This is a genomic window from Mesorhizobium sp. M8A.F.Ca.ET.181.01.1.1, from assembly GCF_004792025.1.
In the GTDB taxonomy this organism is placed as follows: domain Bacteria; phylum Pseudomonadota; class Alphaproteobacteria; order Rhizobiales; family Rhizobiaceae; genus Mesorhizobium.
Window position 1 is genome coordinate 212,878 of the sequence record NZ_SRTV01000006.1, and the last position, 25,073, is coordinate 237,950.

Consider the following 25,073-nt stretch of genomic DNA (forward strand, 5'->3'; position numbering starts at 1 on the left):
GGGATGAGCCGCATATCGACGTGCACGACCTTGACCCCGTCTTGCCCCATCGGTGTCGTGATAAGCGAGGAATTCGGGCGCGGCCGCGCACCAGCGGCAACGCGGGCGTCCGTCCGGCCCGAGGATCGTCGCGCTCATCACTCAGCCTTTCAGAAAGGCGAGCTGTTCGTCGGTACGGCCCGGTGTGATGGGGAGGATTTCAGCGCTGACAATCCCCTCGGCGACGAAGGGGTCATCCTGCACACGAGCCTCGATCTCTTCAGGAGACGCATTGTGCGCGAGGATCGCACCGCCTGCGCTCGGCTGAAGGCTGCCGGTCAGCAGGAAAACGCCATCGTCCAAGCCGCGTTTGATCCAGGCGTTGTGCCCATCCATGAATAGGGGCGCTTTGGTCTTGTCAGCAAAGCGAAGGGTGACGACGAACATGGTCTCTCCATCAGGCCGAGAAACGCCTTGTCCCGCTGCCAATAGAAGACGATCCCGCCAGCGTTCACGGGCCCCTGGTCATCCATGCCGCGCAGTTGCGAGACCGCCCCTTGGGCCGTGCAGGCACCTGGCTTCTCGACAATCTCAAGGCGCGGTTCAATGCGATCGCGGCGCGCCCCGGTTAGAACCTATGGGCAGCGGTCCGGCTGACTTCTCGGCCGTGTGGGAAAGAGATTAGTGAGCCCAGCTGAACGCGAACCGTCGATTCGGATTAGCAGCTTAAGGCGTGGCGCGATCCGGGGGATTTGAACCCTCGATCTCAACCTTGGCAAAAAAGAGAAATGGCGCACCCGACAGGATTCGAACCTGTGACCTCTGCCTTCGGAGGGCAGCGCTCTATCCAGCTGAGCTACGGGTGCTTTCGGGACAAGGAGTCCGGAAAACGAACCAGCCGGTGAACCGGCAAGTCACGGCTTCTTAGCGGAAGCCGGCGCGGGCTTCAACGGGCAATTGGCGATTGCCCTCTCACGGCGTGCGCTTGTTGGATATGGCGCTCCCCTCTCCGTCTCGGCTTCGCCGAGCCATCTCTCCCCCACTGCGTGGGGCGAGGAACTCCTCACTGTGGCCCCGCCGCACCCTTCGCCGTCCGCCGCCGGCGCACCGCGCGTTTGGCTTTCTTGGCGCCGGCCAGCTCGTTCATCGCATCGAGCTGCATCTGCTGCATTTCGGCCAGCCGTGTCCATTGGCGCGAGATCAAATAGTCGAGCTTTTCGTGCAGGTGGCGCACTTCGAGCTCGGCCTTGAGGTTGACGCGGTATTCGTTGAAGGAGCGCAGGCGGTCTTTCACCTCCTGGCGCTTCTGGCTCATCATGATGACCGGCGCCTGGATGGCGGCGATGCAGGAGAGCAAGAGGTTGAGCAGGATGAACGGGTAGGGGTCGAAGGCGCCGTTCAAGCCCTCGAACAGGTTGATGCCGATCCAGACCAGAAGCACGGTGGCGAACGAGATCAGGAACCACCAGCTGCCGCCGAAGGCCGCCATGTTGTCGGAGACGCGGTCGGGAAAGGTCCTGTGCTCCTCGAATTCCTCTTCCGAGTTTTCGGAGATCGTGTCCTGCTTGGCGATCGATTCCACCACCTGGCGGTCGAGCTCGGAGAATTCGCCGTGCTCCTGCTGCAGGAGCTCCTCCATGTAGCGCATGCGGTAGCGGCCGAGCTCCTCGCGGCTGACGCGCGCGCCCTTGGGCAGGTCCGGATGGTCGGAGCGGATACGGTCGGCAAGGCTCGGGCGCAGCGTGTCGATGCGCACCAGGTCGCGCTTGCGGAATTTGCGGCCCGAGATCGCCGACGGTTTCTTCCTGGGCTTTATCCGCGACGCGTCGGGCGGCGTCGGTTCGGAGTCCGGCACTTCGGGTGTGTCGAAATGCTCGTCCGAAACCTCCTGCAGATTGGCCTCGGTGGTCGGCGCCTCGAAATACTCGCCGCCGCTGTCGTTCTGGTTGTCGGCGCCCTGCTGCTCGGATGCCTTGGGAACGGTGCTCATGATGGGCTCCTGCTGTCGCGCTGTAAGTTAGGATACGCCATGGCGGCGGGGCAGTGCCACCATGGGTTTTCGCAGCGTATGGCATGCCTTCCGCACGAGTGCGTGACAGTCGTGAAACAATAGCCGGCTGCAGGGTTTTTGTTAGCTTCTTGGCGGCGACGGCCTCCGCAGGCGCTTCGTCATCCACGGGCGGAGCAGCCGCGCAGCGGCGTCGCGGAGACCCGAGGATCCATGCCGCGACTTTTGTCGGAGGGTGCAACGGTGCAGAATTCTGGACCGTGGCGACAGCTTCAGAGTCCCGGCATGGATCCTCGGGTCTGCGCCGCGTCGCTACGCTCCTTGCTCCGCCCGTGGATGACGAATTCGGGGGAGGCTCCGCGCAATCGCCGGCAACAAGGCCAGCTAGTTCTTTACTGCTGTTCGGCGTACATCAGCCTGGTCTTGGTGTCGGCCATGGTGGGCGACAGGCTGCGCTGGATCAGCGCTTCGACATGGTCGTTGCGCTGGCGGGCTGAGTCGGCGCCCATCACCACCACGATCAGCTGGCGGCCGTCGGCGTCGTAGGAGGTGACGATGTTGAAGCCCGACGCCCTGATATAGCCGGTCTTGATGCCGTTGACGCCTCGCACGCGGCCGAGCATGTCGTTATGGCCGCGCACCAGCCTGCCGCGGAACATGAAGTCGCTTTCGGAGAAATAATGGAAGTGCTGCGGGAAGCGCCGCTGCAACGACATGCCGAGCACCGCCATGTCGTGCGCGGTCGTCATCTGGCCGTCGTCGGGCAGGCCGGATGCGTTGCGGAAGGTGGTGCTGCTCATGCCGAGCTGGCGCGCCTTGGATGTCATCATGGCGGCGAACTGGTCTTCCGAGCCGCCGAGATATTCGCCCACCGCGACCGCCACGTCGTTGGCCGATTTGACGACGATGGCACGGATGGCGGAATCGACGTCGATCGTCTCCCCGCGCCGGAAGCGCATCTTGGTCGGCGGCTGCGAGGCGGCGTGATCGGAAACCGGGATCTGCGTCTCCTTGGTGACGCGGCCGGTGTCCATCGCCTCGAACAGCAGGTAGAGCGTCATCATCTTGGTCAGCGACGCCGGATAGCGCTGCGCCGTCGAATTGACCTCGAACAGCTGCTTGCCGCTCTTTCCATCGACGACGATGGCGGCGTATTTCTGCGGCGGCGCCGGCACGGACAGCACCGTGTCGGGCGGGGTTGTGGTCGAGCAGCCGGCAACCAAGGCCGCCAGGGCCAGGACAGCCAGGATTTTCTGGAAGAGCGGAAAGAGACGCGGAAAGGACAAGGGCTGACTGTTCTGGCGATGCTGTTGCTGAGATAAGGCGAAGCTAACGTAACGCGGCGGATGCGTCCATTTGGTTAATGCCGGTTAGCCCTGGGAATGTCGAGTGGGGCGAGGAACTCGAGCTCCGCTTCCGCCGCCCCGAAATCGCCCCGTTCCTGTCTTTCCTTGCCAGGGCCGCGTTTCCCGTGGGAAGGAGTGTGGCATCTGGCGGCTTGGGGGTTGCAAAATGACTGACATTGGGGCTGGCGCCGCGCCGTCATTGATCAGGGCATCGCTCAGCCGCACCGGCAAATGGGCCGGCAGCGTCGCCTTCATCGGCGGCGCCGTTTCCGACATTCTCAACCCGCTGGCGCCGTTCGCCGCCTATATCGCGCTGGTTGCCTCGATCGCGGCCGTGATCATCGCCATTGCCATCGTGCTCAGGCTGGTGCTGGCGGCCAAGGCACTGCCGGCGCTGGTGTTCGCCACCAGTGCGGCGGCGGTAGCCGGCGGCGTCTACGCCGTGCAGAAGGAGACCAGTTCGCAGAACGGCCTCATCGCCGGCCTGGTGCCGGCGATCGCGCAACTGCAGAAGTCGATGGGCATCGTCGCCGAAAAGGTGGCCAGGATCGAGCAGACCGTCACGCAGACACAGAAAACCGTCGAAGAGGTCAAGAAATCGACCGACACGGCTGCGCAAAAAACCGATCAGATTGCCTCCGTCCAGCAGCAGCAGACGGCGCAAGGGGCGCAGACGCAAAAGACCGTCGAAGCGGTCAAGCAGACGACCGAGACGCTCGCCGCAGGCCAGCAGCAGCAAGTGGCCCAGGCCGAAAAGCTGCAGGCGACGACCGAACAGATCGCCGCCTCGATCGACACGATCGCCAAGGGGTTTGCCAACTTGGCCGCGCAAGGCGGCGCCATCGCCGAACCGAAACGGCCGGACGAATTCTACCACAATGCCCGTGTCTACGAGCTGTCGGGCGACATGCTCAACGCGCGGCGCTCCTACCTCGCCTTTGCCGGTTTCGATGTCGACGCCATCGACCCCTATACGCGCTTTGCCACGCTGCTGCGGGTCCAGGACGGCAAGGCGGGCGCCCGCGAAGTGTTCGGAGCACTGGCCGACAAGGGCAAGGCGCTGTCGATCAAGCTGGTGCATATCATGCAGTTCGACGACGCGCAGCGGCTCGACAAGCTCAGCGCCTTCATATCGGCCAATCCGGATTTCGCGCCGGTCTATTACCTCGAGGCGCAGGAGTTTTCGGAAGATCGCCTCGGCAGCCAGACGCTGGCCGACAAGCGCAGCGAAGCCCAGTCGCTGACCAAATTCGTCTCCTACGAAAAGGATGGCGGGCTGCTCAAATATTTCGTCGACCAGACCCAGCTTGCCGACTGGCTGGACCGCAGCCGCAGCCGGCTGGCGGCCCTTGGCGGCGTCCTCGACCCCGCCCGCTTCGTGCCTTCGCTGACGCCGATGCGCTCCAACCAGGGCTGGTCGATGACCATTTCGCTGCCCGAGCCGGCAACCGCGATATCCTGGCGTCTTGGCGACACCGGCCCCTTCACCGACACCGGCCCGCTGGCGCTCAACGACCAGCGCACCGGCAAGCCGATGCCCAATCCGAGCTTTGAGCTGCCCGACAGCACGGCGGCGACCACCATCGCCATCAAATATCTCGACATCAGGGGGCGCGAGACCGGCCCGTTCGACATCCGCTTCGATCCGGATGCCGCCCTGCAGCAAGGCAACAAGCAGATCCTCGACCAGTTCTGGACGTCATGGATCGCCTTCGACGCCAGCGGCAATCATGGGCTGGTCTATTTCACGCAGATGCTGTCCTACCGCTGCGCCATCAAGGAGGTGCGTTACAGCCTGAATGGCGCCGTGCTCGACAAGGCGCTTGCCATGCCGCCCTGCAATGCCAAGGACCCCTACGCCATCCCCGATGATTTCCAGCCCTATTTCAAGGTTGCCGACAGCGTGAAATCGATGTCGGTGCAGGTGACCTATACCGACGGGACAAAATCGCCGGTGCGGGAATACAAGCGGCAGTAGGCTCGCACCTTTCGGCGTGTGGGAAGGCGGGCATAAATCTGATGCAAAATGCGCGCCCGCGCGCTTGCGCGGTGCGCCGAACCGGTTCTTCTTGGCACCCGTCAGATTCGGGTGAGAGCGCCATGGATACAGTTACGATCAAGGCCAAAGGCATTTCGGTTTCGCTCGACCTCACGGTCGGCCACATCGCCGACATGAGCATCGAGAGCGGCGGGCGCCAATTGCGGCCACTGCACCGCGCGCCATGGGTCGACGCAAGCGAGACGCTGCCTCAAGACCTGCCGCAGGGCACCGTCCGGCTCTCCGGCGACTTTCTCTGTGCGCCTTTTTCGCGCAGCGATGTCGAGGAGGCGCCGCTGCATGGCTGGCCGGCCAACAGCGCCTGGGATGTGGTCGAAAGCGGCGCCACGGAGGGCGGATGGCGCGCCGTCTTCCGGCTGCGCCACAAGGTGATGGGCGCCAGCGTCGACAAGATTTTCACGCTGCGCGACGACCATCCCTTCCTCTACCAGGAACACGTATTTTCCGGCGGCCATGGCGCGATCTCGGTCGCCCATCACCCGATGACGGCGATGAAATGCGGCGGCAGGCTGGCTTTCTCGCCGAAGCGGTTTGCCGCCACGCCGGCCGATCCGCTGGAGCCGGATACTGCACGTGGCCGCTTCATGCTGGCCTATCCCAGCCGGTCGTCCGACCTAGCGCATTTCCCCGCTGCCGGCGGCGGCACGCTGGATATCACGGACTACCGCATGGAGGATCGGCGCGAGGATTTCCTCACCTTGGTCGAGGCCGATCATGGCGGACCTGGCTGGACCGCGCTTGCGCGCCAGGCCGAGGACGATCTGGTGCTGGTGCTGAAGAACCCGGCCGAACTGCCGGTCACCATGCTGTGGTTCAGCAATGGCGGGCGCGACTACGCGCCGTGGAGCGGCCGCCATCTCGGCGTGCTCGGCATCGAGGATGGGCGCACGGCGATTGGCCACGCCGCCTCGCTCGGCGACAACTGGCTGAAGCGCGAAGGCGTGGCGACGGCATTCGCGCTCGGCGAAGGCCGCCGCGTCTCGTTCCGCCATGTCATCGGTGCGTTGCCGCTGTCGGATGGCGAACCCCCACGAGAGATCACCACGGCGGATGGCCGCCTTCGGTTGGCCGGTTCCGCGGCATCGGAGGTCCCGTTCGACAGTGATTTCCTGCGCATCGGCCAGCCAGCGGCGACATAGTGCAACCCAGCCAACGGCAGGGTTTGAAATTTCCGCCAACTGCCGACAAGATGCGCCTGAAATCGTGCGGAAGGAGCCAAAATGTCTGAAATCGCCCACCTCGCCGCCACCATCTTCAAGCGCGCCGGCAAGGCCAAGCGCTTCATCGTCGCCATTGCCGGGCCGCCGGGCGCCGGCAAGTCGACACTATCGGCGGGCCTGCACGACCTTTTGCCGGAAGGCGCGGTGGAAGTCGTGCCCATGGACGGCTTCCACTTTGACGACATCGTGCTCGAGCGGCGCGGCCTGCGCGCGCGAAAGGGTGCGCCGGACACGTTCGACTTCGGCGGCTTCGAGACGCTTCTGAAGCGCATCCGCGCCGGCGAGCCCGACATTGCCATTCCGGTCTTCGACCGCAGCATGGAATTGTCGCGCGCCGCCGCGGCGATCGTCGATGCCGAGACCAAATTCATCCTGGTCGAAGGCAATTACCTGCTGCTCGACGAGGAGCCGTGGTCGCGCCTTGCGCCACTGTTCGATTTCTCGATCTTCGTCGACGTACCGCGCAATGAACTCGAACGCCGCCTGATGGAACGTTGGCACGAGCATGGCCGTTCCGAAGCCGACGCGCGGGCCTGGATAGCTTCCAACGACATGCCCAACATCGAACGCGTGCTGGCACGACGCCGGGCGGCCGACCTGGTCATTGGTTAACCCGGGTTAATCTCGATTAACCCGCTTAATTTTCAATATTTTTCGACGGGAACCTTAAGACTTACAAGGCGTTATCCCGGTCAGGCAATCATGCCAGAAGAGGGATTCCGTCCGATGGCAACCAAGGCAAAAAAGCCCGTCAGGGGCAAGTCAGCCCAACCGAAAGCGACGCAATCGAAGGCCGGGGCTCCAGCGGTCGCCCAGCGCTCAAAGGATGCCAAGCCGGCCTTCGGCAAGGCATCGCCCAAGAAAGTCGTGCCAGGCAGCGCGTCGAAGGTGACCGCGCCCAAAGCGGCAGCGAAGACCGCCCAGGCGAAGAAACCGGCCGCGGCCGGCGGCTCGAAGGTTCGCACGGCAGCCAACGTCGCGGCCGGAGCGGTCGTGGCCACGGCGCGGAGTGTCGCGTCTCTCGCCGCATCCGTCGTCGGCAAGGGCGGGTCCAAGGCGAAAGCAAAGTAGCGACGCGCTTCCCGGCGGGGCAGATTCAGCTTCGCGCCGGGATGGTCAGGCCCTTCTGTACCGCCGGCCGCGCCAGGCCGCGCTCCAGCCACGCTGCCAGATTGGCGAAATCGTCGAAGCCGACCAGGTCGCGCGCCTCGTAGAAGCCAATCAGGTTGCGCACCCAGCCGAGCAGCGAGATGTCGGCGATGGTGTAGTCATTGTCCATGATCCACTTGCGGCCCTTCAGCCTGACGTCGAGAACGCCGAGCAGGCGGCGCGATTCGTCGCGGTAACGCTCCAGCGGCCGCTTGTCGGCGATCTCGCGGCCGGCGAATTTGTGGAAGAAACCGACCTGGCCGAACATCGGCCCGATCGCCGCCATCTGGAAGAAGACCCACTGGATCGTCTCGTAGCGCCGCGCCGCGTCAACGGGCATGAGCAGGCCGGTCTTCTCCGCCAGGTAGAGCAGGATGGCGCCGGATTCGAAAAGGCCGATCGGCGCGCCGTCCGGGCCGTCGGGATCGATGATCGCCGGGATCTTGCCATTGGGGTTGAGCGACAGGAATTCCGGCGTCCAGCTCTCGTTCTTGCCGATGTTGATCAGATGCGGCTCATAGGGCAGGCCGAGTTCCTCCAGCGCGATCGATATCTTCACTCCGTTCGGCGTCGTTGCCGAATAGAGCTGGATCTGGTCGGGATGCTTGGCAGGCCAACGGGTTGCGATCGGAAAGGCGGACAGGTCGGCCATCGAGAACTCCTGAGCGGGGGGATTCGCACCAAGCGGCGCGGTGTTGGCGGGTCGGCCAAGAATTAGGGCTGCGGTCGGGCCGGATCAATATGGCGGCGACGCTTTCACCGTGCATGGATAGTCAATCGATCGGATCGCCCGGGCGGATAGTAGCCGCCCGAACAGGTGGTGACCGCCCGGTACTAGATGGCCTTGAAGGCCAGCACCGCATTGGTGCCGCCGAAGGCAAAGCCATTGCTGATGGCGGCGCGCACCTTGCGCTCGCGCGCGACATTCGGCGTCACGTCGAGATCGCAGTCGGGATCGGCCTCGCGGTAATTCGCCGTTGGCGGCACGACGCCTTCGCGGATCGCCATGACGCAGGCGATCATCTCCAGCCCGCCCGAGGCGCCGAGGCAATGCGCGTGCATCGACTTGGTCGATGAGACGGAGAGCGCGCGGGCATGGTCGCCGAAGACGCGCTTGATCGCGAGGGTTTCGATCTGGTCGTTGGCTTTGGTGCCGGTGCCGTGCGCGTTGAGGTAGTCGACATCCTCGGGATTGAGGCCGGCATCGGCCAGGCAGAAGCGCATGGCGGCTTCCGGGCCCTCGACGGTCGGCGCGACGATATCGGAGGCGTCGGCCGAAAGGCCGGCGCCGGCGATCTCGGCCAAAATGGTGGCGCCGCGCGCCATCGCGTGGTCGTAGCTTTCCAGAACCGCCATGCCGGCGCCTTCGCCCAGCACTAGGCCCTGGCGGTCGGCCGAGAACGGCCTGCACGTGTCGGGCGACAGAACGCGCAGCGCCTCCCAGCCCTTCAGCACGCCCCACACCAGCGGCGCATCGGTGCCACCGGCCACCATGACGTCGGCGCGGCCGAGCCTGATCTGGTCGACCGCAGAGGCGATGGCATGATTGGCTGACGAACAGGCCGAAGTGACGCCGAACACCGGTCCGCGCAAACCCAGATGCATGCTGACCTGGCCGGCGGCCGCGCCCGGCATGACCCGGGGAACGGTGAAGATGCCGGCGCGATTCTTGCCCTCGATCAGGATGGCGCGATAGTTCTCCTCGACCGTCTCGAACCCGCAGACGCCAACACCGACGATGGTTCCCATCCGATAGGTATTGTCCGCATGCGGCACCAATCCGGACTGCCGCATGGCTTCCTTCGCCGCGATCACCGCCAGCAGGCTGAAGCGATCCATCGACACCAGTTGCTTGCGCTCGATGCCGTGATCCGGCAGTGCCTTGATCTCGCAGCCGGTCTTGACCTTCAGGTCGTGCAGGAAGGGATTGTCGATCGGGCCGATCGCCGACCGGCCGGCCCGCATCTCGGCCCAGATTGCCTGCGCATCGGTGCCCAATCCGCACAGCCCGCCGATGCCGGTAATGACGACGCGCTTCAGCATTCGGTCAGGCTTTTTTTTCGATCAGCGCGCGAACGGCCTCGACCATGTCGCCGACATTCTTGAGATTGCTCCAGGCATCGACCGTGTTCATCTCGATTTCGATGCCATATTGCTCCTCGAGGTCGAAGATGATCTCGGTCAACTCCAGCGAATGGATGCCGAGCGCCGTCAATTCGGTAGTGGTGGTGATTTCCTCGCCGCCCGGCTCGGCATGGGCCTTGATCTTCTCGATGATGTCCGTTGCCAGCTGGTCAGCCATTCGGTTTCTTCCCCACTTGTCGTTTCCCGGCGCCAACTGAACAGCGCCTTCTTATCCTCGATATCAGGCCGCGATCTTCGCCTTATACCCCCGTCAAGCGTCGCCCGACCGTACCAAGGTGGTTCCCTCTATAGAAACGGAAACGCCATCAAGCAACAAGCTATATGTCGACAAAACCGCCACAGTGCTTAACCTGACGGCGTGGATACGATCGAAAATACGAAGTTATCAGGTCAACTGGCCCAGCGCGCGGCGGGCAAGGCGCAGCTTGGTTGCGCCAGCGTCGACGGCCGCACGCGGCTGCGGCGCCTCTATCAGGACGGCTCGGCCAAGATAAGGCTGCCGGCCGTTTCGGCCGGTCCGCTGGAGGCCGTCCTGATCAACACCGCCGGCGGGCTGACCGGCGGCGACCGCCTCGGTTGGGACGTGGATGTCGGCGCGGATGCCAGCGCCGCGGTAACAACCCAGGCCTGCGAAAAAGTCTATCGCGCCGCATCGGACCATGCCGAAGTGCGGGTCAAGCTGACCGTCGGCGAGAACGGCAGCATCGCCTGGCTGCCGCAGGAAACCATCGTCTTCGACCGCGCCGCCTTTGCCCGCACGCTCGATGTCGAGCTTGCGGCCGGAGCCGAGGCGCTGGTGCTGGAAGCGGCCGTCTTCGGCCGCCTGGCCATGGGCGAACGTGCCGCGCAGGGCACTTTTCGCGATCGCTGGCGTATCCGCAGGCAAGGAGCCCTCATTCATGCCGAGGATTTCCGCATCGGACCTGCCATTGCCGACACCCTGGCCCGTACGGCGATATCCGGTGGCGCGATCGCCGTGGCAACGCTGCTGCTGGTGTCGCCGCGAGCCGAGGCTCTGCTCGATCCGGTCCGGGAGATCATTGGCGACCGAGGTGGCGCCAGTGTCTGGACCGTGACGACATCTGGCAAGCTTCTTGCGAGGCTCTACGCCGAGGACGGCTACCAGCTGCGCCAACGGCTGGTTCCGCTCGTCGGATTGCTCAACGGAAGGGCGGGGTTGCCCAAATTATGGTCACTGTGACTGTGTCCGCATCATTTCAGGAAGACGCATGAACCTGACGCCAAGGGAAAAGGACAAGCTGCTGATCGCCATGGCGGCGATCGTGGCGCGCAAGCGGCTGGAGCGCGGCGTCAAGCTCAACCATCCGGAAGCCATCGCGCTGATCACCGATTTCGTCGTCGAGGGCGCCCGCGATGGCCGCCCGGTGGCCGAACTGATGGAGGCCGGCGCCCATGTCGTCAGCCGCGCGCAGGTGATGCAAGGCATCGCCGAGATGATCCATGACGTGCAGGTGGAAGCGACCTTTCCCGATGGCACCAAGCTGGTGACCGTGCACGAACCGATCAGGTGAGGAGGCCGACATGCTTGAGCTGCGCCCGAACTGCGAATGCTGCGACAAGGACCTGCCACCGGAAGCCCGGGATGCGCGGATCTGCACCTTCGAGTGCACCTTCTGCGCCGGCTGTGTCGAAAACGTGCTTGGCGGCGTCTGCCCGAACTGCGGCGGCGATTTTACAGCCCGGCCGATCCGTCCCGCCGCGATGCTGAAGAAATATCCGGCTTCGACCAAACGCGTGCTCAAGGCCGAGGGCTGCGGTCCCCGCAGGGCCGCCTGACACCGCAAACGAAAGGCAAGTAAATGATCCCTGTCAAACGCCTGTGCCTCTCGGCGATCCTGCTCGTGGCGGCAGCCATGCCTGCCTACGCCCATGTCGGCATCGGCCCGACGTCCTCCCTCATGGCCGGCTTCACGCATCCATTGTCGGGCCTCGACCACATGACGGTGATGCTCGCTGTCGGCCTGTGGGCGGCCCTCAAGGGCGGCAAGGCGATCTGGGCCTGGCCGGCGGCGTTCGTCGGCATCATGCTGGCCGGCGCGGCCCTTGGCATGGCCCATCTGCCGTTGCCGTTCGTTGAGCCGGGCATACTGGCCTCGGTCGTGGCGCTCGGGCTGCTGGTCGCGCTGGCGGTCGATCTCCCCGTTTCGGCCGGTGTCGCTATCATCGGCCTGTTTGCGCTGTTTCACGGCCACGCCCATGGCACGGAAGTGCCGGAAAATGCCGGCGGGCTCGAATATATGGCCGGCTTTGCCATCGCCACCGTGCTGCTCCATGCCATAGGCATCGCCGCCGGGCTCGGCCGCGGCATGAGATTTCGTGGTGTGGCCCGCATCGTGGGTGCCGCCTGCGCGGCGATCGGCGTCGGCCTCGTTTTCGGCGTCGTGTGAGGTCCGATGATCCCCGGCGAAATCATCCCTGCCCAAGGCGACATCGAACTCAACAAGGGTCTGCCGACCGTCACCCTGAAAGTGGCCAACAGCGGCGACCGGCCGGTTCAGGTCGGCAGCCATTACCATTTCTTCGAAACCAATGAGGCGCTGACATTCGACCGCGAGAGCGCGCGCGGCATGCGCCTCGACATCGCCGCCGGCACCGCCACGCGCTTCGAGCCGGGGCAGGAACGCGACGTCACGCTGGTGCCGCTTGGCGGCAAGCGCGAGGTCTATGGATTCCAGCAGAAGGTGATGGGTAAGCTGTGAGGACGTCTCATGCGTGGCGCGCAAGGCCGGCGAGCGGCTTCAGGGCAGGCATGAACGCACGCGCTGTGCGTCACTCAGTCCGATGGCTTGGCGGCCGCGTAGATGACGATCTTTCCGGGATCGTCGAACTCCACGGCGAGAACGTCTTGCGCAAGCACGCGCCGCGACTCGATGGCGTTGAAGAGCAGGGCGTTGGCCTCGATCTCCTTGCGCAGCTCGGTAACATCGTCCTGATGCTGCCGGACCTTGTTCTCGATGACCGGCGGCGGGCCGCCTTCGCTGCGCGCCGCATCGGTCAGGAACACGATATCGACCTTGTCGAGCTTGGACGTCTTGCGCACCGTACTGATGTTTTCCCGCGTGCGGTCGATCGCCGAATTGACCTTTCCAATCTCGGCGGTCGTCTTGGCCTCTTCCTGGTTGACTTGCGAGCCGACGATGCGGTCGACGGTTTCCGGGCTCTGAAGGCCCTGCGCGTTCAGCGCGGCCTGGGGGAGGCCCACTGCCAGAAACGCAGCCGCTGCAATGGCATGCAGCCAACGGATATCGGGCAAGGTGGTATCGGTCATCGTTCACTTCCGCGGTTTGTTCCAACGCTCAGGAAACAAAACGACGCCAACCCTGCCACGGTTCCCTCTCCGATTCGGTGGGCGGACCGGATACCGGCCCGCCGCGCCGGGCCTTTAACTCGCCTTTTTGGTGATCAGGGTCAGCGCGCCGTTTGGCTCCATGCTGGCCGCGACCACCTGGGCCGAGGTCATTCCCTTGGCCTGGAGGGCGGACTTCACCTTGGGCGTGGCATCGATCGAGCTGCGCAGCTTCTGCAGGCCGGCATCGCCACGCTGGGTGATCACCTGGTTGACCTGCGTCTGGGTGTCCTTCGGCAACTCGCTGATGTCGACGATGTTGACGCTCTGAATCGCCGGCGCGGCCTGCTGGCCGCCGGGGGCGGCTGGGGCCGGCGCGGTCGGAGCGGGCTGTTGAGCAGGCTGCTGCTGGGCACTGGCGGCACCCGCCAGCATCAGGCTGGCGGCGGTTGCAAGAACTATCGTTTTGCGCATGGATTTTCCTTCCATCGGTTTGGCAAACGGTCGTTTTGGGGTGGCCTGCCAACCTCAACCGCCAAATGGGATCAGAAGGTGTCGCCCAGCGGGTCATTGCGTGACCATTGGGTGGCGGCAATGTGTAGCCGGGTTTCGACCATATCGCATTTCGGGAGCAATCGCTGATGGCCAGACTGAGCCGTGCCGCCTACGCCCAGATGTATGGCCCAACGGTCGGCGACAGAGTGCGGCTTGCCGACACGGAGCTGATCATCGAGGTCGAGAAGGATTTCACCATCCATGGCGAAGAGGTGAAATTCGGCGGCGGTAAGGTCATTCGCGACGGCATGGGCCAGAGCCAGGTTTCCCGTGCCCAAGGAGCGGTCGACACCGTCATCACCAACGCGCTGGTGATCGATGCCAGCGCCGGCATCTTCAAGGCCGACATCGGCCTCAGGGACGGTCGCATCGCCGCAATAGGCAAGGCCGGCAATCCCGACACTCAAGGCGGCGTCACCATCATCATCGGACCCGGCACCGAGATCATCGCCGGGGAAGGCAAGATCCTCACCGCCGGCGGCTTCGACGCGCATATCCACTTCATCTGCCCGCAGCAGATCGAGGAAGCGCTGATGTCGGGCATCACCACCATGCTCGGCGGCGGCACCGGCCCGGCGCATGGCACGCTGGCCACCACCTGCACGCCCGGGCCATGGCACATGGCGCGCATGATCCAGTCCTTCGACGCCTTTCCGATGAATATCGGCCTGTCGGGCAAGGGCAACGCCTCTCTGCCGGCAGCGCTTGAGGAGATGGTGCTGGGCGGCGCCTGCTCGCTCAAGCTGCATGAGGACTGGGGCACGACGCCGGCGGCGATCGATTGCTGCCTGTCGGTCGCCGACGACCACGACGTGCAGGTCATGATCCACACCGATACGCTGAACGAATCCGGCTTTGTCGAGAACACTGTGGCGGCGATCAAGGGCCGCACCATCCATGCCTTCCACACCGAGGGCGCCGGTGGCGGCCACGCACCCGACATCATCAAGGTCTGCGGCCTGCCCAACGTCATCCCGTCCTCGACCAATCCGACGCGGCCCTACACGGTCAACACCCTGGCCGAGCATCTCGACATGCTGATGGTCTGCCATCATCTGTCGCCATCGATTCCCGAGGACATCGCTTTTGCCGAAAGCCGCATCCGCAAGGAGACCATCGCGGCCGAGGACATACTGCACGACATCGGCGCCTTCTCGATCATCTCGTCGGACAGCCAGGCCATGGGCCGCGTCGGCGAGGTGGCGATCCGCACCTGGCAGACCGCCGACAAGATGAAGCGCCAGCGCGGGTCATTGCCGCAGGAGACCGGCGACAACGACAATTTCCGCGTCCGCCGCTACATCGCCAAATACACGATCAATCCTGCCATCGCCCATGGCCTGTCCAAGGACATCGGCTCGATCGCGGTCGGCAAACGCGCCGATCTGGTGCTATGGAACCCGGCCTTCTTCGGCGTCAAGCCGGACATGGTGCTGATCGGCGGCATGATCGCCGCCGCCCCGATGGGCGACCCCAACGCCTCGATCCCGACGCCGCAGCCAATGCACTACCGGCCGATGTTCGGCGCCTATGGCAAAGCCAGGACCAATTCGTCCGTGACCTTCGTTTCGAAAGCCGCGCTCGAGTCGGGGCTGCATGGCCGGCTCGGCGTCGACAAGCAGTTCGTCGCCGTCGAAAACACACGCGGCGGAATCGGCAAGCACTCGATGGTGCTCAACGACGCGACGCCGCATGTCGAGGTCGATCCCGAAACCTACGAGGTGCGCGCCGATGGCGAACTGCTGACCTGCGAGCCGGCGACCGTGCTGCCGATGGCGCAGCGGTATTTTCTGTTTTGACGCGAAATCGGCGACCGCCTCAAGTGGTGCAAAATCCATTGCAGGGAGGATTCCACACCGCAATATGCGGCCTCGAAAAGCCGTATTGTGATTAGGCATGGCCACCGAAATAGCCTCTCCCCACGACATCTTCCCGCATATTCGCATCGTCATGGGCATGGTGATCGGGCTCGGCGTCACTCGCCTTCTGTCGGGGCTGGCTCGCATCGTCCAGCATCCGGGCCAGTACCGGCTCTATCCCGTGCACCTCGCCTGGGTCTCGGTGCTTCTGATGATGGTGCATTTCTGGTGGTGGGAGTTCGGCCTTTACGCCATCGAAACCTGGACCTTCGGCAAGTACCTGTTCATCATCTTCTACGCCATCACGCTGTTCCTGCTGTGCGCGCTGCTGTTTCCGGATTCGATGCTCGATTACACCAGCTACGAGGACTATTTTTACTCGCGCCGCGCCTGGTTCTTCGGCCTTCTGGCGGCGACTTATCTGCTCGATGTGATCGACACCCTGCTGAAAGGGCCGGAGCATTTCGCCCGCTTCGGCAACGAATATCTGTTCCGAACGCCGATCTTCGTCGCGCTCTGCATCGCCGCGATCCTGGTCCGCGACCGCCGCTTCCACATCGCCTTCGTCACGGCGGCGCTGATCTACCAGATATCGTTCATCCTGCGGCTCTTCGACACGATCGTATGACGCCAGCCGATGATCTAGAGTTTCGGGGAAAGGCAGGTTCAGCGATGTACAAGGCCATTGGATCGCGTGGGTCCCGGGTCAGCCGCGTCCTCTGGATGCTCGAGGAACTCGGGCAGCCCTATGAATTCGTCGAGGTCAAGCTCCGCTCGCCGGAAGCCTATGCGCTCAATCCGTCGGGCAAGGTGCCGATCCTCATCGACGGTGAGCTGATCGTGACGGATTCGGCGGCGATCTGCGTCTATCTCGCCGACAAGCACGCCGATAAAGGCATGGGTGCCAATCCGGGCCTTGCGGGCCGTGCCGAGATGGATTCCTGGATGCATTTTGCCCAGAGCGAATTCGAGGCGCCGCTGTGGAACAAATTGCGCCATCGCTTCCTCTTACCCAGGGAAGTGCGGGTCGAGGTCGGCCCCGCGGCGGCCTATGATTTCGCTACGGAGCTCAAGGCACTGGATCGCCGGCTCGGCGACAAACCGTTCGCACTCGGCGACCGGTTTTCCGCCGTCGACGTGCTGCTCGGCGATATGGGCGGCTGGGCCCGAGCCGGCCGCTTCCCGATCGAATCCGACCGCGTCAACGCCTATTTCGACCGCGTGCTGGGCCGCCCAGCCCGCGCCCGTGCCCAAGCCAATGCATCGGCCCGAAAATCGGAATCGGTTTTCGGAAAGCACGATGCATAGATTCAAACATGTTAGAGCGTCCTTTGCGCGTCCAAGGGGACGCGCGGCGCTCTAATGGCGGAGCCATGAAATGAAGCTCAACCTCAACACCGACTTCACCAAATTTCCGCGCGCCGTCTCGGTGCTGCCTGCCGGCACGGCCGCGGCCACCGTGCCTTCCGGCCGTGCGGTCCTCGCCCATGACGAGCGGCATCTGCGCCGCCGCGCCATCGAACTTGCCGACGGCGGCAAGGTGCTGGTCGACCTGCCCGAGCCCGTTGCCCTGAACGACGGCGACCGGCTGGTGCTGGAGGACGGCGGTCATATCGAGATTATCGCGGCGCCCGAAGAGGTCTATGACATCCGCGCCCGCGACGCCGTGCATCTGACCGAACTCGCCTGGCATATCGGCAACCGCCACCTCGCCGCCGGCATCGAGGCGCACCGTATCCTCATCCTGCGCGACCATGTCATCAAGGCGATGCTGGAGGGGCTCGGCGCCACGGTGCGCGACGTCTCGGAGCCGTTCAAGCCGGTGCGCGGCGCCTATTCCGGCGGGCATGGCCATGCCCACGCCGAGGCGCACAGCCATGGCCACGGCGAATCCCATTCGCACAGCCATGCATCACGATCATCATCATGACTGACCAGCCCTCCGGCATCGCCCTGCTGCGGCTGATGGCATGGCTGTCGCCGGCCTTTCCGGTCGGCGGCTTTGCCTACAGCCATGGTCTGGAGCGCGCGGTGCATGACGGGTTGGTGGCCGATGCCGCCGGCCTTGCCAGCTGGCTGGAGACACTGGTCGAGATGGGCTCCGGCTGGAACGATGCCGTGCTGTTCGCCGAGAGCTGGCGCCGCGCCCGCGAAGGCGGCGATCCGGCCGAGGTCGCCGCGCTGGCCGAGGCACTGGCCGGCTCGCGCGAACGCCACGCCGAGGCCATGCTGCAAGGTGCGGCCTTCCTTAAAGCGGCCGGCGCCTGGCCCAATTCCGTGCTGGAGCGCTTGCCGGCCGAATGCGCCTATTGCGTCGCTGTCGGCGCCGTCGCCGGGGGCAATGGCATTGCGCTGCAGGACGCGCTGTCCGCCTTCCTGCAAGCCTTCTTTTCCAACCTCGTCCAGGCCGCGATCCGGCTCGGCGTCATCGGTCAGAACGAAGCCACCGCGCTGCTTGCCGGCTTCGAGCCGCTGGCGCTCTCGACGGCGGCGCGCGCGTCCCGCTCGACATCGGACGATCTCGGCGGCTGCGCCTTCGTCTCCGACGTCATGGCGATGAAGCACGAAACCCAGTATTCGCGATTGTTCCGCTCATGATCCTACTCGCCTTCGTCCTCTCATTCGTCCTGCTGCTGATCACGGCACTGCATGTCTATTGGGGCATCGGCGGCATCTGGCCGGGCAGGGATGCCGCGTCCTGCGCCCATGCCGTCGTCGGTTTTCGCGGCGTCGACGAAATGCCGACACCGATCGCCAGTTTCGCCGTTGCCGCCTGCCTTGGCCTGGCGACGCTCTGGCCGCTGGCGCTCATCGGGTTCTTCGCCTCGCCCTTTCCCAAGGAGGGCCTTGCCGCCACGTCGATGCTGATCGGTCTGGTGTTCCTGGGGCGTGGCATTGCCGGTTTCACGCCCTGGTGGCGCCGGCTGGCGCCGCAACAGCCTTTCGCGTGGCTCGATACCAGTCTCTATTCGCCGCTGTGCCTGCTGATCGGGCTCGGCTTCGCGGCTCTTGCCATTATGGAGTTTCCGATATGACACAAGCTAACGGTCCTCTTCGCATCGGCATTGGCGGCCCCGTCGGTTCCGGCAAGACGACGCTCACCGAAAAACTCTGCAAGGCGCTGCGCGACGAGTTTTCCATCGCCGTCGTCACCAACGACATCTACACCAGGGAAGACGCCATGATGCTGGTCCGGCTGCAGGCGCTGCCGGAGGACCGCATCGTCGGCGTCGAAACCGGCGGCTGCCCGCACACCGCCATCCGCGAGGACGCCTCGATCAATTTGCAGGCGATCGCCGAACTGAACCGCAAATTCCCCGATCTCGACATCATCTTCATCGAATCCGGCGGCGACAACCTGGCCGCCACCTTCTCGCCGGACCTTGCCGACCTGACGCTCTATGTCATCTCGGTCTGCCAGGGCGAGGAGATTCCGAGAAAGGGCGGCCCGGCGATCACCCGTTCCGATTTCCTCATCATCAACAAGAGCGACCTCGCGCCCTATGTGAACGTCAATCTCGATGTCATGGAGAGCGACGCCGGCCGCATGCGCGGCAAGCGGCCGTTCGGCTTCACCGATCTTTCACGCGGCAAGGGCCTGCGGGAGGTGATCGATTTTATCGTCGAGCACGGCGGACTGCGGACCATTGGCGCCGCAAGCACCGCGGCATAGCTGGCCGTCTGCACCAAGCGAAAGCGGTTGCGGGCACCAGCGGAGCGCGGCATTCTTGCCGAAACCGGAGGAATTTTAGCATGAGCATTGCCCGCCTGCAGAAGGAAAAGCTGACCAACCTGCCCTTCTACGAAGAGCGCGTCGATCTCGCCTGCGCCTTCCGCTGGACGGCGCGGCTCAACATGCACGAAGCGGTGGCCAACCATTTCTCGCTGGCCATCAACGACGACGGCACCAGGTTCCTGATGAACCCCAACCAGGTGCATTTCTCACGCGTCAAGGCGAGCGACCTGATCGAGATCGACGCCAACGACCCCGACACGCTTTCGGGGCCTAATGCACCCGACCCGACGGCATGGGGCTTGCACGGCGCCGTCCATCGCAACGTACCGCACGCGCGCTGCGTCATGCATGTCCATTCGATCCACGCCACCGTGCTGGCCTCGCTGGCCGACTCGACGCTGCCGCCGATCGACCAGAATTCGGCAATGTTCTTCAACCGCCATGTCGTTGACGCGCACTATGGCGGGCTGGCCTTCGAGGAAGAGGGCGAACGCTGCTCGCAGCTTCTCGCTGACCCCAAGGTCAAGGTGATGGTGATGGGCAACCATGGCGTGCTGGTCATCGGCGACACCGTCGCCGACGCCTTCAACCGCATGTTCTATTTCGAGCGCGCCGCCGAGACCTACATCAAGGCGCTGTGGACCGGTCGCCCGCTGCGCACGCTCTCCGACGCGATCGCCGAGAAGGCGGCGAGCGAGATGGACGACTATCCCGGCCAGGCCGAGCGTCACCTCGCCGAGTTGAAGGCGATCCTCGACGAGCAGGAGCCGGTGTACCGGAATTAAGCGATCATTTCGCAACGCCGGTAATTGGCGAAACCGTCAGCACCGCCACTTTCTCCCCGTCACTATACGGGGAGAAATGTCCGGCAGGACAATGAGGGGCGGCACCAAGGTCTCAGAAATCAGAACCTGCACGCCGACGTTTTGCCAAGTCAGCGCTGCCCCTCATCCGCCTGCCGGCACCTTCTCCCCGTATAGTGACGGGGGAGAAGGAGGCTACTCACAGCCCGAGCTGAGCCCGCAATTCCCCGGCGCTGTTGATGACGATGGCGCCGGGCGGTCCTTCCATCGGCTTTTCAGGCCAGAAGATGGTCTTCATTCCCGCCGCCAGCCCCGCCATGGCGCCCGGCCAGCTGTCGTCGACCGCGACGGCGTGCGCGGGATCGACGTCGGCCAGATAGGCGGCGCGCAAGAAAGGCTCGGCGTGCGGCTTGCCGTCGCGCACGTCGTTGCGGCTGATCGTCTTCATGCCGGGATAGGTGAGGCCGACCATGCGCAGATTGGCGTCGACGATCATCCGGTCCGAATTGGACACCACCGCCTGCTGCACGCCGAGCGCGTGCAGTTCGTGGAAGACCTCGATAGCGCCTGGGCGCGGCTTCAGCCCTTCGACCAGCGGCAGGTAATGCTCATATTTGTGAACGATCCACTCGTCGAAGGGCAGTCGCAGCCCGAACTCGTCGCGCATCATTTCGTAGACCGGCCAGGCGGCGACGCCCAGCACGCGCTCATGCAGATCGTCAGGCGGCGTCAGGCCGGCATTGCGCATCGCTGCAATGAGGGCTGCCTCATGCAGCGGTTCGCTGTCGACCAGCGTGCCGTCCATGTCCCAGAAAACCGCCTTCGGTGTCATGCAGCGCTCCTTTTTGCGATCCCTTAAAGGGTTTGCGGCGGGAGATAAACCTTTGGCGGCCATAGAACATGCCTTCAAAGCGAAACGGAACCGGCCGCGTTTTCTCCGACCGGGTATTGGCCGAGAAACCTCCGCTGTATCAGCGTAGGCATTTGCTCTTGAGATTGACAATTGCGCAGGCGGCCATTCCCTGCGAAACTGATACGGATCGCCTGATGATCGGCGGGTTTCGGGAGGCAGGACGTGAATAGCCGGCAGGATGGCGGCAGCAACAGGCTGGACGACGCGGCGCGCGCCGGCTGGCTCTATTATGTTGCCGGCAACACACAGGACCAGATCGCCGCCACGCTCGGCATATCGAGGCAGACGGCGCAGCGGCTGGTGTCGCTGGCGGTGTCGGAAGGCTTGATCAAGGTCCGCGTCGATCATCCGATCGCCAACTGCCTGGACCTTGCCGCGCGGCTGAAATCACGCTTCGCGCTCGACCTTGTCGAGGTGGTGCCGAGCGATCCCAACTCATCCTCCACCACCATCGGCATCGCCGAAGCGGCCGCCGCCGAGATCGAACGGCGGCTGCGGTCGCCGACACCGATCGTCATGGGCATCGGCACCGGACGCACGCTGAAGGCGGCGATCGAACAATTGCCGCCGATGGAATGCCCGCAGCATAAGGTGGTGTCCTTGACCGGCAACATCTCGCCGGACGGTTCGGCCGCCTTCTACAACGTCATCTTCACCATGGCCGACAGGGTCAAGGCGCGGTCCTTCCCGATGCCGCTGCCGGTCATCGCCTCCTCGCCGCAGGAGCGCGAAATGCTGCTCAACCAGCCGATGATCCAGCCGACGCTGGCGCTTGCCGCCGAGGCCGATGTCACCTTCATCGGCATTGGCGACCTCGGCCCGAAGGCGCCGCTCTACGAGGACGGCTTCATTTCCGAAAGCGAGCTGAAAGCCTTGCAGAAGGCGGGCGGCGTCGCCGAAATCGTCGGCTGGGTGTTCGATCGCGAGGGCCGCATGATCGAAGGCATCACCAATGACCGGGTGTCGTCGGCGGCGCTGCCGTCGCGCGAGAAGTCGCTGGTCATCGCGCTCGCCATGGGCGAGCGTAAGCTGCCGGGAATCCTGGCGGCCGTGAACCGGCGGCTGGTCAACGGGCTCATCACCGACGAGCGGACGGCGACCGCCCTGCTGGCCGGTATTTGACGGCTTCCTGATAAAGCCAGGAAGGCTATTGGTGCCGGCCGAAAGGGTCGTTGCCGTCGAGAAAACCGAGGTCGCGCTGCAGATGGGGCGACAGGTCCCTGATGTCGAGATGCGCCTTTTTTCGGGGCGCGAACCAGCCGAATCCGTCCACCAACCACGAAATCCAGCGATGATCGGGAGCGGGAGTGCATTTTTGCTGCGTCATGGTCATGATCGTCAACCTTCGCTATCCTGAACCCGAATGACGGGTTGAGGATGAATGTCGGCCTTGCCGGCCGCCTTTGCCAATCGAACGTCGATAACGACCCATAAGGAGGCTTTATGCCTGACCTCAGCGCGCCGCAGGTTTCGCAACTGCCGCCATTGCAGGCGATCCGGGTGTTCGAGGCGGTGGCGCGGCATCTTTCTTTCACCAAGGCCGCCGGGGAACTCGCCATGACGCAAGCCGCGGTCAGCTACCAGATCAAGGTGCTGGAGGAGCGCGTCGGCGCGCCGCTGTTCCTGCGCCGGCCGCGACAGATCGAACTGACCGAAGCGGGCCAGCGCCTAGCGCCGGCTGTCAGCGAGGCCTTGCCATCCTCAGCCAGGCCTATGCCGCCGCGCGCGGCGGCGCGGACGGGCTGCTATGTGTCACCACGGTGCTGACCTTTGCCTCGAATTGGCTGGCGCATCATCTGGGCGCGTTCCAGATCGCGCATCCGTCGCTTGCCGTGCGGCTCGAGACGTCGAGCCGGCTGACGGATTTCTCCCGCGAGGACGTCGACCTCGCCATTCGTTCTGGCGGCGGCAAATGGCCCGGGCTGGAAGCCCACAAGCTGCTCGATGCCGATTTCACGCCGATGCTGAGCCCGAAGCTCGCGGCGAGCATCGGCGGCATCAACGAACCGGCCGATCTGCTCAAGCTGCCGATCCTCGATCCCAGCGATATCTGGTGGACGCAATGGTTCGAGGCCGCCGGCGTGCACAGCCACGACCTTGCCAGGCGGCCCGGCAGCAGCATGGGCGCGCAAGCCTATGAAGCCAACGCGGCCATATCGGGCCATGGCGTGGCCATCCTGACCCGGGCCCTGTTCAAGGCCGAACTCGCCGACGGCCGCCTGATCCAGCCGTTCGACCTGGTCGGCGACGACGGCCACGCCTACTGGTTGGTCTATCCGGAAGCCCGCCGCAACGTGCCCAAGATCCGCGCCTTCCGCGATTGGCTGCTGGCCGAGATCGCCTGCTGACCGGTTCGTCGCGCCCGCTTCGATCCTGGACCCCTTCCTGTCCCGTTGCCTGATATCCGGCACGCGCGCGGCTCGTCGTCTCCAACTTCCATCCGTCGGCGGTCCATCGGCAAGCCCGGTGCTGCGCTGCAGCATCGAATCCGGCTTGACATAATTCACACTTAGTGAGTAATTGCTCACAGCCAAGGCAAATGCTCATCTTGGTCCATGGGAGGAATTTGATGAAACTTCGTACGCTCATCCTGGGCTTGTGCTCGGCCAGCGCGCTGGCTTTCGCCGCACATGCCGAATCCATCACCATCGCCACCGTCAACAATGGCGATATGGTCCGCATGCAGAAGCTGACCGACGACTTCACCAAGGCCAACCCCGACATCCAGCTCAACTGGGTCACGCTCGAAGAGAACGTGCTGCGCGAGCGTGTCACCACCGACATCGCCACCAAGGGCGGCCAGTATGACGTGATGACCATCGGCACCTACGAGGTTCCGATCTGGGCCAAGCAGAGCTGGCTGCTGCCGCTCGACAAGCTCGGCGACGACTACGACGCCAAGGACATCATCCCGGCCATCGCCGGCGGCCTCTCGGTCGACGGCAAGCTCTATGCCGCGCCGTTCTACGGCGAAAGCTCCTTCGTCATGTACCGCAAGGACCTGATGGAGAAGGCTGGGCTGAAGATGCCCGATGCGCCGACCTGGGACTTCATCAAACAGGCCGCCGACAAGATGACCGACCGCGCCAATGGCGTGAACGGCGTCTGCCTGCGCGGCAAGGCCGGCTGGGGCGAGAACATGGCCTTCCTGACCGCCATGTCGAACTCGTTCGGCGCCCGCTGGTTCGACGAGAACTGGAAGCCGCAGTTCGACCAGCCCGAGTGGAAGAAGACGCTGCAGTTCTATGTCGACCTGATGAAGGCCGACGGCCCCGAAGGCGCGTCCTCCAACGGCTTCAACGAAAACCTGGCGCTCTTCCAGCAGGGCAAGTGCGGCATGTGGATCGACGCCACAGTCGCGGCGTCCTTCGTCTCCGACCCGAAGAACTCGACCGTCGCCGACAAGGTCGGTTACGCCTTGGCGCCTGACAACGGCCTTGGCAAGCGCGGCAACTGGCTATGGGCGTGGTCGCTGGCGATCCCCGCCGGCACGCAGAAGGCCGACGCTGCCGAGAAGTTCGTCTCCTGGGCGACCAGCAAGCACTATGCGGAGCTCGTCGCGTCGAAGGAAGGCTGGGCCAACGTACCTCCGGGCACGCGCTCCTCGCTTTATGCGAACGCCGAGTACCAGAAGGCGGCTCCGTTCGCCAAGATGACACTGGACTCCATCAACGCCGCCGACCCGACGCATCCGACCGTCAAGCCGGTGCCCTATGTCGGCGTGCAGTTCGTCGCCATCCCTGAATTCCAGGGCCTTGGCACAACCGTCGGCCAGCTCTTCTCGGCGGCACTTGCCGGTCAGTCGAGCGTCGACGATGCGTTGAAGCAGGCCCAGGACGCCGCGACCGCGGCGATGACCGAGGGCGGTTATATCAAGTAAGGCTCCTCCCGGTGCCGAATGCCGGTCACCTCCTCGACCGGCAACGGCCGCCCGAAACCCAGTTCGGGCGGCCGCCTTTCCAACGCCTGTGAAAATTCAGTCTGATCCTTGAAG

28 protein-coding genes, 1 tRNA gene and 3 pseudogenes are annotated in these 25,073 nt (G+C 64.3%); 20 read left to right on the forward strand and 12 right to left on the reverse strand.

Translation table 11 applies throughout. From position 1 onward, the window contains the following. Window positions 1–48: 48 nt before the first annotated feature. From EN824_RS36110 to EN824_RS22085, 5 genes and pseudogenes are all read right to left on the reverse strand, one after another. A pseudogene (locus tag EN824_RS36110) lies at window positions 49–138 on the reverse strand (DNA-3-methyladenine glycosylase I); the annotation flags it as partial. A gap of 3 nt (window positions 139–141) precedes the next feature. After that, window positions 142–426, reverse strand: coding sequence for a YciI family protein (locus tag EN824_RS22070; RefSeq protein ID WP_135932708.1), 285 nt, complete (start codon window positions 424–426; stop codon window positions 142–144). 342 nt (window positions 427–768) lie between these two features. Beyond that, window positions 769–845, reverse strand: a tRNA-Arg gene (locus EN824_RS22075). Between the two features lie 197 nt (window positions 846–1,042). Beyond that, complete coding sequence (locus EN824_RS22080; RefSeq protein WP_127275266.1) at window positions 1,043–1,969, reverse strand: DUF1003 domain-containing protein; 927 nt, start codon at window positions 1,967–1,969, stop codon at window positions 1,043–1,045. Window positions 1,970–2,379: 410 nt separating this feature from the next. Continuing rightward, window positions 2,380–3,273, reverse strand: coding sequence for a D-alanyl-D-alanine carboxypeptidase family protein (locus EN824_RS22085; protein ID WP_127275265.1), 894 nt, complete (start codon window positions 3,271–3,273; stop codon window positions 2,380–2,382). A gap of 226 nt (window positions 3,274–3,499) precedes the next feature. Between EN824_RS22085 and EN824_RS22090 the strand changes: the two genes are divergently transcribed. The 4 genes from EN824_RS22090 (at window position 3,500) to EN824_RS22105 (ending at window position 7,683) form a co-directional block, all read left to right on the forward strand. Beyond that, entirely contained in the window at window positions 3,500–5,311 is a 1,812-nt protein-coding gene (locus tag EN824_RS22090; RefSeq protein WP_135932709.1) for a methyl-accepting chemotaxis protein, read from the forward strand. Window positions 5,312–5,433: 122 nt separating this feature from the next. Continuing rightward, window positions 5,434–6,531 carry a hypothetical protein gene (locus EN824_RS22095; protein ID WP_127275263.1) on the forward strand — a complete coding sequence of 366 codons (1,098 nt, stop codon included), beginning with the start codon at window positions 5,434–5,436 and terminating at the stop codon, window positions 6,529–6,531. 81 nt (window positions 6,532–6,612) lie between these two features. After that, window positions 6,613–7,224, forward strand: coding sequence for a nucleoside triphosphate hydrolase (locus EN824_RS22100; RefSeq protein ID WP_135917090.1), 612 nt, complete (start codon window positions 6,613–6,615; stop codon window positions 7,222–7,224). 114 nt (window positions 7,225–7,338) lie between these two features. Then, window positions 7,339–7,683 carry a hypothetical protein gene (locus EN824_RS22105; protein ID WP_127275261.1) on the forward strand — a complete coding sequence of 115 codons (345 nt, stop codon included), beginning with the start codon at window positions 7,339–7,341 and terminating at the stop codon, window positions 7,681–7,683. A 25-nt stretch (window positions 7,684–7,708) separates the two neighbouring features. Here the strand turns inward: EN824_RS22105 and EN824_RS22110 are convergent, their stop codons facing one another. The 3 genes from EN824_RS22110 to EN824_RS22120 all read right to left on the reverse strand — a co-directional run bounded on the left by EN824_RS22110 (window position 7,709) and on the right by EN824_RS22120 (window position 10,063). Next, entirely contained in the window at window positions 7,709–8,413 is a 705-nt protein-coding gene (locus tag EN824_RS22110) for a glutathione S-transferase N-terminal domain-containing protein (RefSeq protein WP_127275260.1), read from the reverse strand. A 182-nt stretch (window positions 8,414–8,595) separates the two neighbouring features. Beyond that, window positions 8,596–9,804, reverse strand: a complete 1,209-nt coding sequence (locus EN824_RS22115) for a beta-ketoacyl-[acyl-carrier-protein] synthase family protein (protein ID WP_127275259.1) — start codon at window positions 9,802–9,804, stop codon at window positions 8,596–8,598. A gap of 4 nt (window positions 9,805–9,808) precedes the next feature. Continuing rightward, window positions 9,809–10,063 carry an acyl carrier protein gene (locus EN824_RS22120; protein ID WP_127275258.1) on the reverse strand — a complete coding sequence of 85 codons (255 nt, stop codon included), beginning with the start codon at window positions 10,061–10,063 and terminating at the stop codon, window positions 9,809–9,811. A 201-nt stretch (window positions 10,064–10,264) separates the two neighbouring features. On the opposite strand from EN824_RS22120, the gene EN824_RS22125 reads away from it, so the two are divergent. Genes EN824_RS22125 through EN824_RS22145 form a run of 5 tightly spaced genes read left to right on the forward strand, consistent with a single transcriptional unit; the run spans window position 10,265 to window position 12,626 of the window. Continuing rightward, window positions 10,265–11,107: an urease accessory protein UreD gene (locus tag EN824_RS22125; protein WP_127275257.1), complete on the forward strand. Its 843-nt coding sequence runs from the start codon at window positions 10,265–10,267 to the stop codon at window positions 11,105–11,107. A 28-nt stretch (window positions 11,108–11,135) separates the two neighbouring features. Beyond that, window positions 11,136–11,438, forward strand: a complete 303-nt coding sequence (locus EN824_RS22130) for an urease subunit gamma (RefSeq protein ID WP_127275256.1) — start codon at window positions 11,136–11,138, stop codon at window positions 11,436–11,438. A gap of 10 nt (window positions 11,439–11,448) precedes the next feature. Continuing rightward, a complete protein-coding gene (locus EN824_RS22135) occupies window positions 11,449–11,703 on the forward strand; it encodes a DUF1272 domain-containing protein (protein WP_127275255.1) in 255 nt (84 codons plus the stop codon). Between the two features lie 23 nt (window positions 11,704–11,726). Further along, on the forward strand, window positions 11,727–12,314 hold the full coding sequence (locus EN824_RS22140) for a HupE/UreJ family protein (RefSeq protein ID WP_127275254.1): 588 nt from the start codon (window positions 11,727–11,729) through the stop codon (window positions 12,312–12,314). 6 nt (window positions 12,315–12,320) lie between these two features. Further along, the gene (locus EN824_RS22145; protein ID WP_127275253.1) at window positions 12,321–12,626 is read left to right on the forward strand and encodes an urease subunit beta; all 306 of its coding nucleotides are present in this window, start codon (window positions 12,321–12,323) and stop codon (window positions 12,624–12,626) included. A 74-nt stretch (window positions 12,627–12,700) separates the two neighbouring features. Here EN824_RS22145 and EN824_RS22150 read toward each other — a convergent pair whose 3' ends face one another. Both EN824_RS22150 and EN824_RS22155 read right to left on the reverse strand, forming a co-directional pair. Beyond that, the gene (locus EN824_RS22150; RefSeq protein WP_127275252.1) at window positions 12,701–13,195 is read right to left on the reverse strand and encodes a hypothetical protein; all 495 of its coding nucleotides are present in this window, start codon (window positions 13,193–13,195) and stop codon (window positions 12,701–12,703) included. A gap of 114 nt (window positions 13,196–13,309) precedes the next feature. Then, on the reverse strand, window positions 13,310–13,687 hold the full coding sequence (locus tag EN824_RS22155; RefSeq protein ID WP_127275251.1) for a hypothetical protein: 378 nt from the start codon (window positions 13,685–13,687) through the stop codon (window positions 13,310–13,312). A 164-nt stretch (window positions 13,688–13,851) separates the two neighbouring features. On the opposite strand from EN824_RS22155, the gene ureC reads away from it, so the two are divergent. From ureC to EN824_RS22195, 8 genes and pseudogenes are all read left to right on the forward strand, one after another. Continuing rightward, window positions 13,852–15,567, forward strand: a complete 1,716-nt coding sequence (gene ureC, locus EN824_RS22160; protein ID WP_189522215.1) for an urease subunit alpha — start codon at window positions 13,852–13,854, stop codon at window positions 15,565–15,567. Window positions 15,568–15,664: 97 nt separating this feature from the next. Next, entirely contained in the window at window positions 15,665–16,255 is a 591-nt protein-coding gene (locus tag EN824_RS22165; protein WP_135932710.1) for a hypothetical protein, read from the forward strand. A 44-nt stretch (window positions 16,256–16,299) separates the two neighbouring features. Beyond that, window positions 16,300–16,935 carry a glutathione S-transferase family protein gene (locus tag EN824_RS22170; protein WP_127275248.1) on the forward strand — a complete coding sequence of 212 codons (636 nt, stop codon included), beginning with the start codon at window positions 16,300–16,302 and terminating at the stop codon, window positions 16,933–16,935. A gap of 70 nt (window positions 16,936–17,005) precedes the next feature. Continuing rightward, window positions 17,006–17,561, forward strand: a pseudogene (locus EN824_RS22175) (urease accessory protein UreE). Then, on the forward strand, window positions 17,554–18,225 hold the full coding sequence (locus tag EN824_RS22180) for an urease accessory protein UreF (protein ID WP_127275246.1): 672 nt from the start codon (window positions 17,554–17,556) through the stop codon (window positions 18,223–18,225). The pseudogene EN824_RS22175 and the gene EN824_RS22180 overlap by 8 nt, the downstream one beginning before the upstream one ends. Further along, window positions 18,222–18,662 (forward strand): DUF3995 domain-containing protein, encoded by a 441-nt coding sequence (locus EN824_RS22185; protein ID WP_127275245.1) that lies wholly within the window; start codon window positions 18,222–18,224, stop codon window positions 18,660–18,662. Before EN824_RS22180 ends, EN824_RS22185 begins: the two co-directional genes overlap by 4 nt. Further along, window positions 18,659–19,300: an urease accessory protein UreG gene (gene ureG, locus EN824_RS22190; RefSeq protein ID WP_127275244.1), complete on the forward strand. Its 642-nt coding sequence runs from the start codon at window positions 18,659–18,661 to the stop codon at window positions 19,298–19,300. The genes EN824_RS22185 and ureG overlap by 4 nt, the downstream gene beginning before the upstream one ends. A gap of 80 nt (window positions 19,301–19,380) precedes the next feature. Beyond that, entirely contained in the window at window positions 19,381–20,148 is a 768-nt protein-coding gene (locus tag EN824_RS22195) for a class II aldolase and adducin N-terminal domain-containing protein (RefSeq protein ID WP_127275243.1), read from the forward strand. Between the two features lie 217 nt (window positions 20,149–20,365). On the opposite strand, the gene EN824_RS22200 is transcribed toward EN824_RS22195, so the two are convergent. Next, window positions 20,366–20,998: an HAD family phosphatase gene (locus EN824_RS22200; protein ID WP_127275242.1), complete on the reverse strand. Its 633-nt coding sequence runs from the start codon at window positions 20,996–20,998 to the stop codon at window positions 20,366–20,368. Between the two features lie 243 nt (window positions 20,999–21,241). Between EN824_RS22200 and EN824_RS22205 the strand changes: the two genes are divergently transcribed. Beyond that, window positions 21,242–22,201 carry a sugar-binding transcriptional regulator gene (locus EN824_RS22205; RefSeq protein WP_127275241.1) on the forward strand — a complete coding sequence of 320 codons (960 nt, stop codon included), beginning with the start codon at window positions 21,242–21,244 and terminating at the stop codon, window positions 22,199–22,201. A 25-nt stretch (window positions 22,202–22,226) separates the two neighbouring features. Here the strand turns inward: EN824_RS22205 and EN824_RS22210 are convergent, their stop codons facing one another. Continuing rightward, window positions 22,227–22,412, reverse strand: coding sequence for a hypothetical protein (locus EN824_RS22210; protein ID WP_127275240.1), 186 nt, complete (start codon window positions 22,410–22,412; stop codon window positions 22,227–22,229). Window positions 22,413–22,522: 110 nt separating this feature from the next. Here EN824_RS22210 and gcvA point away from each other — a divergent pair. Next, window positions 22,523–23,427 (forward strand): annotated as a pseudogene (gcvA, locus tag EN824_RS22215) (transcriptional regulator GcvA). Window positions 23,428–23,648: 221 nt separating this feature from the next. Beyond that, a complete protein-coding gene (locus EN824_RS22220; RefSeq protein WP_127871260.1) occupies window positions 23,649–24,959 on the forward strand; it encodes a sugar ABC transporter substrate-binding protein in 1,311 nt (436 codons plus the stop codon). Window positions 24,960–25,073: the final 114 nt, after the last annotated feature.